15 protein-coding genes are annotated in these 16301 nt (G+C 73.1%); 8 read left to right on the forward strand and 7 right to left on the reverse strand.

Annotated features, from left to right (window positions below; all coding sequences use genetic code 11):
- The first annotated feature begins 178 nt into the window (after positions 1-178).
- Complete coding sequence (locus PH189_RS26735) at positions 179-1006, forward strand: chitosanase (RefSeq protein ID WP_274191903.1); 828 nt, start codon at positions 179-181, stop codon at positions 1004-1006.
- A gap of 130 nt (positions 1007-1136) precedes the next feature.
- Complete coding sequence (locus tag PH189_RS26740; protein WP_274191904.1) at positions 1137-2363, forward strand: alpha/beta hydrolase family protein; 1227 nt, start codon at positions 1137-1139, stop codon at positions 2361-2363.
- Here the strand turns inward: PH189_RS26740 and PH189_RS26745 are convergent.
- The 3 genes from PH189_RS26745 to PH189_RS26755 form a co-directional block, all read right to left on the reverse strand.
- Complete coding sequence (locus PH189_RS26745) at positions 2305-3264, reverse strand: alpha/beta fold hydrolase (RefSeq protein ID WP_274191905.1); 960 nt, start codon at positions 3262-3264, stop codon at positions 2305-2307. The two genes, PH189_RS26740 and PH189_RS26745, sit on opposite strands and share 59 nt — an antisense overlap.
- 267 nt (positions 3265-3531) lie before the next feature.
- Complete coding sequence (locus PH189_RS26750; RefSeq protein ID WP_378014979.1) at positions 3532-5736, reverse strand: bifunctional polysaccharide deacetylase/glycosyltransferase family 2 protein; 2205 nt, start codon at positions 5734-5736, stop codon at positions 3532-3534.
- Between the two features lie 101 nt (positions 5737-5837).
- Positions 5838-6632: a hypothetical protein gene (locus tag PH189_RS26755; protein WP_274191906.1), complete on the reverse strand. Its 795-nt coding sequence runs from the start codon at positions 6630-6632 to the stop codon at positions 5838-5840.
- Positions 6633-6931: 299 nt separating this feature from the next.
- On the opposite strand from PH189_RS26755, the gene PH189_RS26760 reads away from it, so the two are divergent.
- Positions 6932-7324, forward strand: coding sequence for a hypothetical protein (locus tag PH189_RS26760; protein WP_274191907.1), 393 nt, complete (start codon positions 6932-6934; stop codon positions 7322-7324).
- Between the two features lie 101 nt (positions 7325-7425).
- On the opposite strand, the gene PH189_RS26765 is transcribed toward PH189_RS26760, so the two are convergent.
- The gene (locus tag PH189_RS26765) at positions 7426-7623 is read right to left on the reverse strand and encodes a hypothetical protein (RefSeq protein ID WP_274191908.1); all 198 of its coding nucleotides are present in this window, start codon (positions 7621-7623) and stop codon (positions 7426-7428) included.
- 339 nt (positions 7624-7962) lie between these two features.
- Here PH189_RS26765 and PH189_RS26770 point away from each other — a divergent pair, with 339 nt between their 5' ends.
- A complete protein-coding gene (locus tag PH189_RS26770) occupies positions 7963-8874 on the forward strand; it encodes an SGNH/GDSL hydrolase family protein (protein ID WP_274191909.1) in 912 nt (303 codons plus the stop codon).
- 154 nt (positions 8875-9028) lie between these two features.
- Here PH189_RS26770 and PH189_RS26775 read toward each other — a convergent pair whose 3' ends face one another.
- From PH189_RS26775 to PH189_RS26785, 3 genes are all read right to left on the reverse strand, one after another.
- Positions 9029-9913, reverse strand: coding sequence for a hypothetical protein (locus PH189_RS26775; protein WP_274191910.1), 885 nt, complete (start codon positions 9911-9913; stop codon positions 9029-9031).
- Positions 9910-10776 carry a hypothetical protein gene (locus PH189_RS26780; protein WP_274191911.1) on the reverse strand — a complete coding sequence of 289 codons (867 nt, stop codon included), beginning with the start codon at positions 10774-10776 and terminating at the stop codon, positions 9910-9912. Before PH189_RS26780 ends, PH189_RS26775 begins: the two co-directional genes overlap by 4 nt.
- 125 nt (positions 10777-10901) lie before the next feature.
- Positions 10902-12389, reverse strand: a complete 1488-nt coding sequence (locus tag PH189_RS26785; protein WP_274191912.1) for a sigma-70 family RNA polymerase sigma factor — start codon at positions 12387-12389, stop codon at positions 10902-10904.
- 310 nt (positions 12390-12699) lie between these two features.
- On the opposite strand from PH189_RS26785, the gene PH189_RS26790 reads away from it, so the two are divergent.
- The 4 genes from PH189_RS26790 (at position 12700) to PH189_RS26805 (ending at position 15746) form a co-directional block, all read left to right on the forward strand.
- Positions 12700-13584, forward strand: coding sequence for a BAR domain-containing protein (locus PH189_RS26790; RefSeq protein WP_274191913.1), 885 nt, complete (start codon positions 12700-12702; stop codon positions 13582-13584).
- A gap of 108 nt (positions 13585-13692) precedes the next feature.
- A complete protein-coding gene (locus PH189_RS26795; protein ID WP_274191914.1) occupies positions 13693-13962 on the forward strand; it encodes a hypothetical protein in 270 nt (89 codons plus the stop codon).
- Between the two features lie 268 nt (positions 13963-14230).
- On the forward strand, positions 14231-14731 hold the full coding sequence (locus PH189_RS26800; protein WP_274191915.1) for a hypothetical protein: 501 nt from the start codon (positions 14231-14233) through the stop codon (positions 14729-14731).
- 25 nt (positions 14732-14756) lie between these two features.
- A complete protein-coding gene (locus PH189_RS26805) occupies positions 14757-15746 on the forward strand; it encodes a hypothetical protein (RefSeq protein WP_274191916.1) in 990 nt (329 codons plus the stop codon).
- The last annotated feature ends 555 nt before the right edge of the window (positions 15747-16301 follow it).

The following is a 16301-nucleotide window of genomic DNA, read 5'->3' on the forward strand; positions in this document are numbered from 1 at the left end:
ACATCGACCCCGACTGGTTCCAGAAGCTCACCCAGAAGGCCCGCCCCACGGCCACCATCCCGACCCGCAGCCGCTACGACGACGAGCCACCGTTCTAGCGTGCCGTGGTCCGATGGGCCGCCCACTGCGCGGGATGGCCTACCGTCACGCCGGTGACGGAGGCGGGTGCGGGGCGACGATGAACCGACGCCATTTCCTGGTCCTCGCCGGGCTGACGGGGTGGGCCGTCACCAGCGGGTGCGGGGCGCCCGACGCCGCCGCCGGCCACCCCGAGCGCCTCCCGGGCCTCGCCGACCCGGACCGCCGACGTGTCGCCGAGGCGGTCATCAGCACGTTCGAGAACTCGACGATCGAGCTGCCCTACGCCGCGGCCCACCGCCTCGACGACGGCCGCGGCATCACCGCCGGCCGGGCCGGCTTCACCAGCGGCACGCACGACCTCCTGCTGGTGGTGCAGCGCTACGCCGCGACCGCCGGCAACAACACCCCCGTGAGCCGGTACCTCCCGGCGCTGCGAGCCATCGACGCGAAGGTGCAGGAGGGTGGCGACGGCTCCAGCACCAAGGGCCTCGACGGCTTCGAGGACGCCTGGACCACGACGTCCCGCACCGATCCGGGACTCAACGCCGCGCAGGACGCCGTCTACGACGAGCTCTACTTCCGGCCCGCCGTCGACCGGGCCCGGGCAGCCGGTCAGACCACCGCGCTGGGCCAGCTCGTCGTCCTCGACACCGCCGTACAGCACGGCATCGGCGGCCGGGACGGCCTCCAGGCGCTGATCACCGAGACCGGGAAGCAGGCCGATCCGACGGCGTGGCTGGGGCGCTTCCTCGAGATCCGCCGGGCCCATCTCCTGGACCCGGCCGACGAGGAGACGGCCGAGGTCTGGAAGGAGTCGGTCCCCCGGGTGACCACGCTCGAGACGCTGCTGGCGCAGGAGCGGTTCGACCTGGACACCCCGCTGGAGTGGACGTTCGCCGGGGACCGCTTCAGCCTCCCCGCCTGACGAAGGTCACCGCCGACCACCGGGCCCACCCGGGCACCGCTATCGATCGTGGTGACCGGCCGCCACCGGGTTGGCCGACGGACGCCGACCCCGCCACGATGGCTCGATCCGAGCGCGTGGAGGTGGACGGGTGGCCCGGGGTCGGTCGAACACGGTGTTCTCGGCGGGGTTCTTCGCCGACGAGGGGTGGGACTTCGCCGTCCGGATCGCGCTGGGCCAGTGCGCCTCCGGCGGCGCCGATGCGGGCGAGGTGCTCGCCACCGTCGCGCGGATCCACGGCGGGAAGACCTGGACCCCGGAGTGGTCCGCCCGCGCCGAGCAGCTCCGGGGCACCGCCGAGCAGCGGGCCCGGCAGGGCGACGAGCGCGGCGCCGCGGCGGCGTTCCTCCGGGCGGCGGGCTACGGGGCCCTCGCCCTCGACGGCCTGACCGGCGAGGAGGACTCCGAGCAGCTCACCGCCGCCTTCCGCGCCCACCGCGCGAGCTGGGAGCGCTTCGTCGACTGCTCGGCAGGGCGGCACGAGCGGGTCGCGGTGCCCTACGAGGACACCACGCTGCCCGGCTGGCTGCTGCGCCCGGACGCCTCGGGCGCGCCGCGCCCGACGCTGGTGATGACCAACGGCAGCGACGGAGCGATCACCTCGCTGTGGGGCAGCGGGGCGGCGGCGGCCCTGGAGCGGGGATGGAACGCGTTCGTCTACGACGGGCCGGGCCAGCAGTCCCTGCTGTTCGAGCGCGGCGTCGGGTTCCGCCACGACTGGGAGGCCGTCCTCACTCCGGTGGTCGACGCGCTCGTCGCCCGCGACGACGTCGACGCCGATCGGCTGACCGCCTACGGCATCAGCCAGGCCGGCTACTGGCTACCGCGGGCCCTCGCCTTCGAGCACCGCTTCGTCGCCGCGGTCGCCGACCCCGGGGTGGTCGACGTGTCGACCGCGTGGACCGAGCGCCTGCCCGCGAGCATGGTCACGATGCTCGAGCAGGGCGACCGGGAGAAGTTCAACCGCAACATGCGGCTGCCGCTGCTCATCCCCTCGATCGCCCGCACCCTGCGCTTCCGCGCCCGCCCCTTCCAGCGCGACGACTGGTTCGACACCTTCACCGAGGCCCGCCGCTACCGACTGACCCCGGAGCTGGCCGACTCGATCCGCACGCCCCTGATGATCACCGACCCGGAGGACGAACAGTTCTGGCCCGGACAGGCCCAGCAGCTGGCCGACCTCGTGCCTGGCTCGCACCGCGTGCGGTTCCTGGCCGCCGAGGGCGCCAACATGCACTGCCAGCCGATGGCCCGCCTGCTCACCCACGAGCGGATGTTCGCCTGGCTCGACGAGCAGCTCGCGACGACCGGATCCTGACGCGGGCCAGGGAGTACCGCCGGCGCGTCCACCACGCGCGGGCGGTCGCGCGCAGGCGCCGGAGCGGACCCTCGACCGGCTCGGCGGGCTCGCTCGGGGCCGGGACGGGGACGACCCGGTCGAGGAAGCCGACCAGCGCGTCGGTGAAGGCTTCCGGGGCGTCCAGGTTGCTCAGGTGCGAGGCCGACGGGATCACGACGAGCTCGACGCGGGGGTCGCGACGGGCCCAGCGCCGCGCGCCCGCGGCGATGTCGCCCACGCGATCGCCGTCGCCGTGGACGAGCAGCATCGGCACCGGCAGCCGGTAGCCCGGCTCGGCGCGCAGGGCGTCCGAGACCAGCGACGACAGCACGCCGACGGTCGCGGCCTGGGGCATCGCCGCCGTGGCCTCCCGGACGTATCGGCGCGCGTCGGGGTCCCGGGCGGTGGCCCGGCCGGCGGCGTGCAGGAAGAGCCGGCGCGGGTACCAGGCCAGCGAGCGCAGGGCGGCGAGCGTCGCCACCTTCTCGGTGGGGAGACGGACCACGCTGTTGCAGGTCGCGTCGGCCACCACCAGGGCGTCGACGCGCTCGGGGTCGCGGCGCACGACCTCCTGTGCAATGTTGCCGCCCAGGCTCAGACCGACCAGCGCCAGCGGGTCCGGTGCCAGCGCGTCGAGCAGCGCCAGCACGTCGTCGACGGCGTCGTGGAAGCGGAAGGCGCCGGAGGCCGTCGACGCCCCGTGGTGGCGCAGGTCCACCGTGACCACCCGGTAGCGGTCACGCAGGACACGGACCTGCGGTCGCCACGCGTGATGGTCGAGGGCCGCGCCGTGCAGCAGGAGCACCGTCGGCGCGTGCGGTGGTCCCTCGACCCAGTACGACACCGTCGCGTCCGGGCGGTCCAGGGATCGAGCGGTCATCGAGCCGTCCTCCGACGACGCCCCTGCGGGCGTCGGGTGCGGGCGGACCGCCGGGCCGAGACGTCCTGTGGCGGTCACCGACACCGTGACCCGCGACCCCGCCCCGGTCAAGCCGCCCTCGCCCGGCGCCGCCCGCGTCCGGGTGAGAGCCGCCCCTCCCCGGGGCCGCGGCGCTGGTCACGGGCTCGCTCCGTCGGCCGTGGTGACGGGGTGGCGCCGACCACGCGAGTCGCCGTGCCGTGGTCGCGGCCCGGCGATCGCCGGTGCTCACCGCCGGCTCAGCACGACCAGCCGCTCGCGGGTGGGCGTCGGGGTGGGGTCCTGAGCGCTCGACGACACAGCGTCGGGCGGCGTCGGGAGCAGGTCCTCCAGCCCCCCGACGCGGCGCAGCTTCTGCCACCCCAGCCGCATGCCGCCGGCCGCCGTCACCATCGACCGGATCAGCACCGCGTACATCAGCTGCCGGTAGACGATCTGCTGCAGCGGCAGGAGCCAGAGCACGCGCAGCGGCTCGCGCTCGAGCCGGAAGGCGATCACCGCGGCGACGAGCTGGATCGCCTGCACCGACGACCACGCGATCAGCGTCGTCACCGGGTCGAGGAACAGCAGCCCGTAGATCAGGAAGATGTCGACCAGCGGCGCGAGCAGCGGCAACAGCACCTGGAACACCGCGAGGTGCCCCAGGCCCGCCCGGCCGAAGCGACCGGACGCGCCGGTCTCGAGCACCGCGCGACGGTGCTTCCACATCGACTGCATCGTCCCGTAGCTCCAGCGGTAGCGCTGGCGCCAGAGCTGGCCGAGGGTCGCGGGCGCCTCGGTCCAGGCCCGCGCGGACTCCTCGTAGACGACGCGCCGACCGCTGCGGCAGATCGCCATCGTGAGGTCGGTGTCCTCGGCGAGCGTGTCGTCGCTGACCCCGCCCACCTGCAGGAGCACCGAGCGCCGGAACGCGCCGACGGCCCCGGGGATGGTCGGCATGCAGCGCAGGACGTCGTACACGCGGCGGTCGACGTTGAAGCCCATGACGTACTCGATGTGCTGCCAGCGCGAGATCAACCCCCGGCGGGAGGCGACCTTCGCGTTGCCCGCGACGGCGCCGACCGACGGGTCCGCGAACGGCGCCACCAGGCGCCCGACCGTCGACGGCTCGAACACCGTGTCGCCGTCGATCATGACGATGAGCTGGTGACGGGCGTGGGCGAGGCCGGCGTTGAGCGCGGCGGGCTTCCCGCCGTTGGCCTGCCGGATCACGCGCACGTCGGGCAGGCGCAGCGCCTCGACGATCTCGGCGGTCCCGTCGGTGCTGCCGTCGTCGACGACGAGCACCTCGACGGGATGCTCGCTCGCCACCAGCGAGCGCACGGTCGCCGCGATGTTCTCCTTCTCGTTGTAGGCCGGGACGATCACCGAGACCGGCTCGGTCACCGGCGGTCCCCACGAGAAGTCGGCACGGTGCCGCTGCCGGTGGTGCCGGACGGCGACGACGAGCATCAGCACCAGCCGGAGCACGACGAGCACGCCGACGACGACCAGCAGCCAGGTCAGCGCATCGACGACGACGCCGGCCACCGCGACCAGCCCGATCAGCGTCGCGCCCAGCAGGTGATGGACCGTCGACACCGGACGGTTGTCGGCGGGCAGACCCACCGCGACCTCCGGGGTGGTGAAGCGGTAGCCCTGCGCCTGCAGCTGCGGGATGAGCCGGTCGAGGGCCGCGACGGTCTGGGACCGATCGCCGCCGGCGTCGTGGAGCAGGACGACGCCGCCCGCGCCGTTCGCGGGGACCGAGTTGGCGACGATGGCGTCGACGCCGGGGCGCTGCCAGTCCTCGCTGTCGGTGTCGGAGAGCACGGTGACGTAGCCGTCGGTGCCGGCGGTCCGGAACGAGCGCAGGGCGTCGTTGTCCACCGCGTCGGCGGTCGAGGAGTAGGGCGGGCGCAGCAGGTAGCTCGACTCGCCCAGGGCCCCGGCCAGCACGAGCTGGGTCTCGGTGAGCTCGCGGTCGATGCGCACGTCCGACGCCGCGGAGAGGTCGGGGTGGGTGAAGGTGTGGAGCCCGACCTCCGAGCCGGCGTCGCGGATGTCGCGGAGCAGCTGCGGGTGCTGGGCGGCCATCGAGCCGACGACGAAGAACGTCGCCGGGACCTGGTGGCGGCGCAGGACCTCGAGGACCTGCGGGGTCCAGACCGGGTCCGGCCCGTCGTCGAAGGTCAGCGAGATCGTCTTCGCCGGCATGCGCGCGCTCACCGGGGTGGCGCCGCGGGCGTCGATGACCGGTCCGCCGTCCGTGATGGCCGGCGGGACCTCGTCGTGGGCCTCCTCGGTCGGCACCGCGCCGGTGGCGTCGACGCCGACCTGCGAGCGGGCGAGTCCGTGGACCAGCAGCAGGCAGCTGAACATCAGCAGGGCGACCACGATGAACAGCACGCCGGGCCGGGGCGCGAGGCGCTTCCAGCCCCGGCCGGTGGTCACCGCGCGGTGCGGGTGGCGCGCCGGCGGGAGGTCCCGGGCGCGGGGCCCTGACGATCGAGGGGCGGACGATCGGGGCCCTGGGGAGCGGTGGCTGCCCACGGTCAGGCCGCCTGACCGGTCGTGAAGGGAGCGGGCAGCACGTCGGCGAGGGCCGGGTCCGTCGCGGTGCTGCCGGACGACCCGGTCCCGGTGCTGGTGCCCGTGCCGCCGGTGGTGGTGCCGCTCCCCGCGCCGGTGCCTGCCCCGGAGCCGGTGCCGCTGCCCGTTCCGGAGCCGGTGCCCGTCGTCGGGACCGCGCCGCCCGACGACGAGCCCCCACCCGAGCTGCCGCCCGCGGTGCCACCGGTCGCCGGCGTCGTGTCCGGCGTGGAGTGGGGAGTACTCGGCACGGCGCCACCGTGCGAGGTGCTGGGGCGAGGGGAGCTCGCGGGAACGGCGCCGGCGGCCGACTGCGGGCCGCGCACGACCCGGAGGGGAACCAGCGGCGACGCGTGAGCCCGGGGCGCTGCCGCCGCCTCCGGCTCTGCCTTGGCGTGCCGCCCGCCGGCTCCCTGCGAGTGCCGCGACGTGCCGTCGCCCCCGTGAGCCGCTCGATGGGTCGTCGCCGGGGTGGTCACCGCGGCGTCGGCGACGGCGGGGCCCTCCGACGTGACCGGCACGGCGACGTCCTCGACGCCGTCCTCCTCCACCGAGGGCGTCGGCTCCAGGGCTGCCCCGGCGGCGTCGATCACGCCCGCGTGCGTGCTGACGGTGATGCCGAACGCCGCCAGGTAGGCGGTGCAGGCTGAGGCGCCGAGATAGCCCAGGACCGTGACCCCGCGCCGCCGGCGCCCGCTCGCATCGACGAAGACCGGCGCCCGCTCGGCGAGCTCTCGTGGTGACTGCTCAGCGTCCATGGTCGTCCCCCCGTATCACCGACTCACAGCCGGCGGGGCTTCCTCGTGAAGCCCGATCAACCACTCATCGTCACCACAAGCGCCGATTGATACGTCGGACGTGTCACACGAACGAGTGAAGTAGGCCGAATGGGTCACGAATCCCGGACTCCTCGTCGGCTCCGACATCCTCGGCGAGGAGGAGACCGTCGCCGGGACGAGTGTCGAGTCGTGACCGAACCGGACGTAACGACGACCGCGGACACGCCGACTGCACGACCGTCTGCCGTCACGGGAAGCGAGCCGAGGAGGACGTGCCGATGAGCACCGAGCTGCGGGAAGGATCGACGCGCCTCGACGCCGCCATGACGCGTCGCCACCGGCTGGACGAGCAGGTCGTCGCCCTGGAGACCTTCGAGCGCCGCCTCGCCGAGCGCGTCCATGCCGCGCGGACGTCGCCCGGACGGTCCGACTCGGTGCGCGAGCTCCTCTCGCGCCTGCTCGGGGTCCGCGCCCGCCTCCAGGAGGCCGAGCTGGCACGGACAGAGGCCGTCGCAGCCGAGTCGCGGCTGCGCGACTCGGCCCGCGAGGAGCAGGACCGGGTCGAGCGGACTCGGCGCGAGGCCGACGACCGAGAGGAGTTCTACCGGGCCTGCCTGAGCGCCCCGTCGCTCCGAGCCTCCGAGAAGGCCGGAGACCTCGTCAGCAGCTGACGACAAGCGCCGGTAGTGCCGGTGTGACCGGTGGGCGCCACGCGGGTCAGGGCAGTGACGGCATCCAGTCGATGACGGCGGAGACGAACCGGTCGAGGACCTCATCGACCACGGCGGCTCTCGGCGAACTCGCGGTGGCTGCGCTCGATGCGGGGCCGCTCGTCCGCGTAGATCTTGCGGGTCGTCGCCACCCATCGCACGCGTGCGGGTGGGTCGTCGTCGAAGAGCAGGAGCCCGTACTGGGCGACCCGGCCCCCGCAGCTCGAGCGGCGCGGAGTCGAGCACCAGCAGGTCCACACCGGGCGGGAGCAGGACGTCGAAGGATGCCGGGGCCTCCCCGCCCCACCAGGCGCGACGTCGACGTCGGAATCCGGACGCGCCGTGCCCCGCGCACGGCTGCCGTACAGCAGGGCGAACCGCGCCGGCCTCCCGGAGGAGCCGCACGATCTCATCGCGCTCCGGAAGCGGGAGGTCGGACGTCGCGGTGGCGAGAGGTGGCACGCGGACCGCCGTGACCTGCGGCTCTCCGATTCTCCGGCGTGACCCGTGCGGACGCGCGTCGTTGTGCGGGTTGCGGCCCTCCGGCGGCGCGACCCCGCGCCGCGTCGACGGGGATCGGGCCTGCGGGAGGACGCACCGTGGCACCGATCGGACACCTGCGGCGTGGGCTCGTGACGGTGATCGCCGCGGTCGGGTTGGCGGCCCTGGGCGTACCGACCGCGCTCGGCGACGGCAGCCACGGGGACGGCGACGGCAGCGGCGGTGCGGGCTCGGTCGAGTACGTCAACATGGGCGACAGCTACAGCGCGGCCAGCGGCGTCCTGCCGCCCGCGCCCGGCGCGCCGCCCCAGTGCCTGCAGTCGGCCCGCAACTGGGGCCACGTCCTCGCCGACCGGTGGGGGTACGACCTCACCGACGTCTCCTGCGGCGCCGCCGAGACCCGCCACTACACCGAGGCGCAGTACCCCGGCGTCCCGCCGCAGGTCGAGGCGCTCTCCGACGAGACCGACGTCGTCACGATGACCATCGGCGGCAACGACAGCGGCGTGTTCAGCGGCACCATCCAGGCCTGCGCGACCGCAGCGGCCACCACTGCCGGCACCGGTAACCCCTGCGAGGAGCAGAACGGCGACCGGTTCACCGACACCATCGAGAACGTCACCTACCCGTCGCTGGTCGACGCGCTCGAGACCGTCAAGGCCGCCGCCCCAGACGCCCGTGTTGCGATCGCCGGCTACCTGCAGATCCTGCCCGCCGAACGGGGCTGCTACCCGATCATGCCGGTCGCCTCCGGCGACGTCCCCTACATCAACGACATCCAGGCCACCCTCAACGACGCCGTCCGCCGCGCCGCCGAGGCCACCGGCGTCACCTACGTCGACGTCACCGAGGCGTCCCAGGGCCACGATGCGTGCCGGCCGATCGGCACCCGCTGGGTCGAGCCCGCCGTCGGCGGCACCAACCCCGTCGTCGTGCACCCCAACGCCCTCGGCGAGCAGGCCATGGCCGACCGCGCCGCCGCCGAGCTCGGCGGAGCGTCCCGCGGCTGACGCCGCTCCCTGGGACCGCCAGGGGACCCCGGGTGGGAGGCGGTCCAGTGCGGCGCATGGAGCCCGCCGAGCTCTCCGCGGCGGTTACTCGCGCCGGTCGACGAATCGGTCGCTCGAACCTGCCGCCGACCTCGTCGGCAGCTGATCTCGCGCGCTAGTAGCCGAAGACGGAGCACCCCTCCTCGAAGTCACGGCGGCCCCGCTCGTCGGGTGGGCCGTACCCCTGGTCCCGGTCGTGATCGGCCAGCCAGCACTGCTCCCGGGTGCTCGGCAGGGTCGGCCCGTAGTTGTAGTTACAGCGCAGCTCGGCGTTCGACATCGGATCGTCCGTGTCGTACGAGCGTTCCTGGGCAGCGCGTTCGGCGAGGCAGCCGTAGGGATCGGCGCCCGAGGCGCCGGCGGTTCCCGATGCTTGCGACGAGCCGGCTGACGACGAGTCGCTGCTCGTCACGCATCCGAGACGCTCGGCGGCACTATCCGGGACCACGACCTCCTCGTCCCCGCCGCTGTCCGAGCAGACCGGTCCCGTGCCCATGGCCAGGAATCGCACGGGCGGCCCGAGCGCGTAGATGGTCCGCACGCCGTCGGGCGTCGACGACGACCGGAGAGACACGACGGCGAACCCGCCGGCGCACGTCGCCGCACTCGTGGGTCGGGCGTCGGCTCCGTAGTTGCTCTCTGCGCGGCGGAACACCTCGACGAGTTGCTGCGCACTCGGGCATGAGGAGCCGCCGGCGGCCGACGTGGTCGGCGCTGCGGGAGAGGGTGTGGCGATCGGGACGGGGCCCGGAGGGTTGACGGCCCCTTGCGACCCGGGGGACGCCACTGGCTGAGCCGGTGGCAGGAAGAACAACCCGATGAGCGCACCGGTGCCGACCGCCAGGACGGCGAGAAGCAGGGCGACCACCGCGAGGCGGACCCGCCGTCGGTTCGGAGTGGAGCCACGCCGCGACGTCGGGCCCGGGCGGCCCGACGGGGCCGCCGAGGTCCTCGGAAGCGGGATGCGGTCGGTGATCGCGTCGTGGACGATGTCGGTCACGCCGCCTCGTTCCGCGCCTTGAGGATGGCGTAGGCCTCGTCGACGCTTCCGACTTGGATCATCACGCCCGTCTGGTCGACGAGGAGGGCGAAGTAGTCGTACGGCGGCTGCTCGTGGTGCATGACGTCGCGGTCGATCTGGGCGTGCGCGAAGTGCCGCACCACCGGGGCCCGCCCTCGATCAGCGCGTCCGGCAACCCAGAGGCCTCCGCGCGTGACGGCGTAGACCGGTTCCCACAGATCACCGCGCCGGCCGTCGTAGGCGCCCATGAAGCTGACGTGGTCGGCCGCGCCGAGGATCGCTGTGCTTTGCGTGTCGAGTCGCGCGACGAGGGCGTCGGCGACGTCCGTGCGTCTCGCCAGCGCTTCGGGGTTCCACAGCTTCTTCTGACTCCCGCCCGAGGGATTGATGCGGTTCCCACCGAAGAGGGGCTCGAGGTGGTCGGCGTGCTCGAGCGCGTTCGTGCCGACGACGGCCACCGCTTGGATCAGATCGTCAGGAGATGTGCGGTCGTGCCAGAGCCGGACGATCCGGTCGAGGTCGTACGTGTCTCCCTCCGGATAGAGGTAGAGACCGCCGAGCAAGTACCGGCCCGCGTGCTCGGCGACGTACTGGAAGAGCGCGGGCCGCGGTGGGAGGTCCTGGAGGATCACGCCGCGGACCGACACGTTTACTCGTCCTCCGGACGTCTCCTCGGTGTCGACGAACACGCTCGTGGTGCCGATCGGCACGGCAACGACACCCGTCGGATTCCGATACACGTCCTCGAAGCGTCCGAACAGGGTGGTGAAGCACTCCTGCAGCGCCCGCGACGCGGGCGAGTCGGGCGGACCGTGACCGCCCGACGCCGTCTGGATGTCCACCCCGCATCCGCCGCAGAAGCGGTCGCCGTCGTGCAACCGCGCACCGCACCGCGCACACGCCATCGTTCGTCCCCCTCGTCGTTGTGGTGAGGCCTCGGCGCCCCGGCCCTCGTTCGGAAGCGCGGTCAGTTCGCCGGCCCGCCGGCCGTCGTCGGAGCAGTTGGGGTCATCTCGCTGGGCAGCGGCGTCGCCGGATCATCTGGTTGGTCCGGCTCGACCACTTCCGGAGGCGGCGGCTTGGCCGGCATCCCCTTTTGAGGGCCCATCGGACCGAGAGGGATGGGAGACGCAGAGCCACCGGGGTCCACGGGCACGACGCCGGGACGACCCCCCGAGCCAGGCTCGCTCGGGGCGCCGCGTGAAGGCGTCGTGGTCGGCGCGGGTTCCGTCGTGGCGCCCGGTCGCGACGACGGGCGTGGCGAGAGCGGAGCCGGTGGGGCGGCACTGCTGGTGCTCGGAACGGCGACGCTCGGGGCCGCGACCGGGGCGGTCCCCGCCACCCCGGCCCCCAGGAGGGCGGCGACCACGATCGCGGGGATCGCGACCACGGCACCGAGCACGGGGGCGAGAACGGTGGCCGAGGGCGCACCGCCGGACACACCGGCCGGCCACCAACTGGCCATGCCTGCTTCCGCGATCACGCCGAGGCCGCCGCCTTCTCCCTGGAGCAGGGGCGGTGCCTCGCGGGCGAGGGCGTCGCTCAGCCAGCCGGGTGCGGGCACCACCGCGGGCGCCGAGGCCAACAGCGTTCGCGGGGACACGAGTCGATCCCTGGCCTCCCGACACCCGAGACAGTGCTCGATGTGGCGGTTGACCCGCTTGCGGAGAAGGACGGTCATGGCGCCGTCCCAGGCACCCAGGAGCTCGGCGAGCTCGGCGCACCGCTCGGGCTGGTGGCGCGCGACGAGCAGCGCGCCGAGGCAGCGTCGGACGGTGTCCCGCAGCCTCGAGACCAGGGTGTTCGCGTTGGTGGCGCTCAGCCCGAGGGCGTCCGCCAGCTCCGGGCCGTCGAGCCCGTGCCGGTAGTGCAGTTCGAGCACCGCACGGTCCCGGTCGCTGAGCCCGCTGGCCGCGTCGGCGACCAGCGCCGCGAGCTCGCCGCGAGCAGCCAGCACCTCGGGACCGTCGTCGTGGGTGGCCCGTTCGGGCAGGACCTCGGCCGGCTGCTCCCGCCGACGGCTCCGCAGACGGGCGAGCGCTTCGTGGCGGGCGATCGCGTAGAGCCAGGGCCGCAGCTTGTCGTGCTCGCGCAGCTGATGCAGGCGGGTGGCCGCGGTACAGAACACGTCCTGCACGCAGTCCGCCGCCGCGTCGGGATCCCGCAGCATGCCCAGGCAGAAGGTGTGGAGGGAGTCGCCATAGCGGCGGTAGATCGCCCCGAATGCCGTGGGGTTGTGCGGCGCGGCCGCGGCGAGCGAAGCGTCGCTGACACGCAGAGGGCCGGTGAACACGTCGGCGGCACGTCGCGGGCGCGGGAGGCGCACGCGCAGGGGAACCGGCGAGAGCTCCGGGGTCGACCCGAGCGCAATCGGCTCGGTCTGCATGTCCGGGTCGTCCATGACGAACGGGAGCGCCGCGTGGGTCCCGTGGAGGCGGGCGTTCCCGAGGGTCACGCGGCCACCACGGTGCCCCGACCCACGTCGACCTGTGCACTCATCCCGCACCCCGCTCTCTCGTGCGGGTGGCCGGCACGAAGTACCGAGCCGCCCGCTGACCCCCCGGTCGGGCGTTGATCTGCGCATCGCCGCGACGCCGCGCAACGTTTCCGATCACCGGTCAGCGGTCGACTCTCCGCGCCCAACGGCGTCGCTCGACCCGGCGGAAAATCTTCTCGAGAAAAGTGTGCGGGTCGTCGGGGGTCGCTGCTCCTACCCGCGTCACCGCCGCCGAGACCGGCTGCGGGCGAGATGCGAGGAGAGCCCGATGTCCCTGCGTTGCCACCTGCCGATCCGCTTCAACGCCCTTCTCGGCGGCGCCCTGCTCGCGGGCGTGTTGCTGCCCTTCAGCGCCGGCATCGCTCTCGCCGACCCCGCGGCCTCCACCGACCCGGCCTGCGTCGCGCTCGTCGAGGCCGGGGACCTCGTCACCGAGCGGCAGAAGGCGCTGACCAAGGCCCGCAACGCCTACGAGCGGCAGAAGGTGGTCGTGGAGACCACCTACGCCGAGTACAAGCGGGTGCAGGCCGACGAGGAAGCCACCCCCGCCGACGTCGAGGATGCCCGGCTCACCGCCCACCGGGCCGTCGAGCGCAGTACCGCGCTCTTCGAGGCGCAGACCGCGGCCGGCCGCGCCCACGCTGCGGCAGTCCGCGCCCGGGACGAGGCCCGCCGGGACGCGGCGCGCGTCGACTGCACCCCCGACGAAACCACCACGAACCCGCGGCCCAACCCGAACCCCAACCCGAACCCCAACCCGAACCCGCGGCCGCAACCGGTCCCCCGGCCCGTCCCGCAGCCGACGGCGGTGAACCGGCCGGTGGTCCTCACGCAGCAGACCCATATCCACCCGACGTCGGTCTACCTCTACGACGGCGGCCGCTGGGTGGCCTACAGCGACGGCACGGCCGTCCGATGCGGCTCGAACGGTCAGGACGTCGAGCGTGTCGAGGTCGTGGAGACCGGAACCGAGCAGGGCGTCCCGAGCGCCGCCGACGTCCAGGACGCGAGCTACCCCACCGGTGGCGTCGAGGCGGGCGACGGGTCCAGCCCCGTCGACCCGATCCTGCCGGTGGCCGCCGGCGCCCTGGGTCTCTCAGCAGCCGGCACCGGGGCCTACGCCTGGCACCGCCGACGCGGCGCGGTGGGCTGACCGAGGGAACGACCTCCAGCAACCGAGTGAATGACATCTCCGCGCGAGATGTCCGTGCACGGACCGTCGATCGAAGTGATCACGAACGCCCCTGGGAGATGGGAAGTCATGGAACTGCTGATCGTGCTGCTCTGGCTCGTCGGATGGATGGTCGGGATCGGCGTGCTCCGCGCGCGAGCCGGTCTCGGCCTCTGGCACACGTTGCGCGTGTTCGGGCCCGGAGGTGTCGGGCTCGCCTGGCCGTTCCTGGCCGGAATGTGCGCGCTGCTCTGGCCGATCACATTGGTCGTCTGGCTCGCACGAGGCTGCCCGGAGCCGCGCGTCGTCTTCAACGAGCGCGCCGAGGCCCGTGAGGCCCGACCCGCCGCGTCGATCTGATCGTCATCACCAACCCCACCTCGGAGGAGAACGACATCATGGCGACCTGCCGCGTCTGCAACGGCAACAAGAGGTGCACGACCTGCAACGGCAACGGGTCAAAGGGCGGAGTGATCCGCTCCAGCTGCCCGACCTGTAAGGGCAAGCGCTACTGCTTCGCTTGCGACGGCAAGGGCTGGCGCAATTGACCGCCGCCGACACTCGGCACGGGAGCGCTCCGGGCGCCCGATACGCCGACACAATGACCCTCCGCGACGCCCTCCGCACCGTGCGAAGGTTCGGAGAACGGCGCTGTCAACAGGGCGACGCCTTCACCGAGACCTGCGACCTCGACGGCGCCTTCTTCTACGAGACGGGCGCCGCTCGGGTCGGGATCCGCCTGTGGGGCAACGACGATGAGTGGGCGATCAGCGTCTTCTCGGCGGCGCGGATGAACATGGCTCCGACGCTCGAGCTCTACCGATTCATCTCGCGCTGGCGCACCACCAGCGGGACGGGCGCGCCCTACGTCGTCGAGGACGGCGGAAGGGCCGCGGTTATGTGCGAGCGCGGTTACCAGAGCTCACAGCTGGCCAGCGACACGACGGGTTGGCGACTCATCGCCTCAACCATCGACCTCGTCGGCGAGTCCGCCCTCCCGATCGCCCGAGCGCTCGACCGCGCCGACGGCGTCCCCTTCACCGCCCGCGGCGAAGTCGGCCTCGAGCTGCTGCACGGGTGGTGGGAGATCGACGAAGAAGCCGTCACCCGCGCCCTGCGCGCCACCTGAACACCCTCCGGAGAACGGAATCCCCATGACCTTTCTGATCATCGTGACGGTCGTGGTCGTCGCCATCGTCGGCTTCCGCATCGCACGCAAGGGCAGAGCTCGAGACGAGTACGAGCAGCGCAGTGCCCAGCAGCCGCTCGACCCCGGGCTGAGCGAGGTGTTCCACCGGACGGCGGGCGAGTCCGACTGGAAGGCCCGCAGGCTCGCCGACGACGCGCTGCGGGAGGCCACCCCGCACGTGCACCGCCTGACCCGGGAGATCGGGCAGGCCCCCGTCCTGATCCTCCATCAGCGGACGGACAACTCCTACCTGGCGAAGGGAGGGCTGCTCGTCGTCACCACCGACCGAACACTCCTCTTCTCCGAGGGCAGGTTGTCCAGCGTCTCCCACAGCAGCGGGACGACCACCAGAATCCAGGGCACGGGAACGACGTTCTGGATCGAGATCGAGGGCGGGGACGGCTCGTTCACCTACGCCTGCGACAACCTCGAGATCGCACGACTGGTGTGCGCGACCATCGACATGTGGGCCGACAACCTCGACGTGCGGTACATCCCGGGGGCGCACATCACACCGGAGCGCGTACACATCCCGGTCGACTTCTACGCCGGCGTCCTGCAGGCCTCGCGGTACCCCGTCACGCACTCCAACCTGCGAGCGCTGCAGGAGCGATTCGGCATGCTCTTCATCCACTACACCCGCAAGCTGATCGACTCGACCTCCGGGCTCGCCGTCGGCGAGCACTTCACCCGGGACCACGGGCGCCCGACGGACGACCGTGAACTACCCCAGTGGCCCGAGCGCGTGCTGCGCGGCCTCATCGCGCTCGACCGCGACGCGGGGTACGTCATGGCCCCGTTCCTGCCTGGGCGGGTGCACAGCATTCTCCTCGAGGACTACCTCGCCCACCCCGAGCGGCCGCTGTCCATGTGGATGAGCAACGAGTACGAGAACGACGGCACGGGAGCTCGGCGGCACGGCTCCTACGGAGCCCTGCCTCCCATGTCGACGTGAGGTCGCCTCCCAACGACGGCCTCCGCGGGGGAAGAGACTGTCTCAGCCACGGCTACGACTGCACCCCGGGCTACTCGGGCCACAACGCCCTCTCCGGCTGGTCAGGGCGGTGGTACGGAGCTGACTCCCAGGCGCCCATCGGCATCCACAACTGCACGCTCTACGTCGCGTGGCGGCTGAAGCAGGCGGGGATGCCCGACCCGAATCGGTCGTGGGGCAATGCCGCCGGCTGGTCGATGTTCTTACGGCACGCGCGGCCGGGCAGTGGACGGTGTGCGTGTTCGGCATCAACGTGGGCCCGGACACGAACACCTGTACTGGCTGTCGGTCCCTCTCGGTCTCACCCGAACCCTTCGGGTACCTCGACGTCCGTCGGGTGCCCGGTGGCACCGAGGCCAGCGGGACCGCGCCATGGAGGTCGCGGACCGGGTCCCGACTGCACGGCCCGCGGCGGTGGGACCCGGAGGGCGACGGTGTCCGGGTCGTCGTCCACGCGCGGAGGCGCCGCGGCGTGGCGACGACCGGGCGTGCCGAGGTCCCGCGTCGTCGGCTCGG

It is taken from the genome of Actinomycetospora chibensis (assembly GCF_028737215.1).
Lineage (GTDB): Bacteria > Actinomycetota > Actinomycetes > Mycobacteriales > Pseudonocardiaceae > Actinomycetospora > Actinomycetospora chibensis.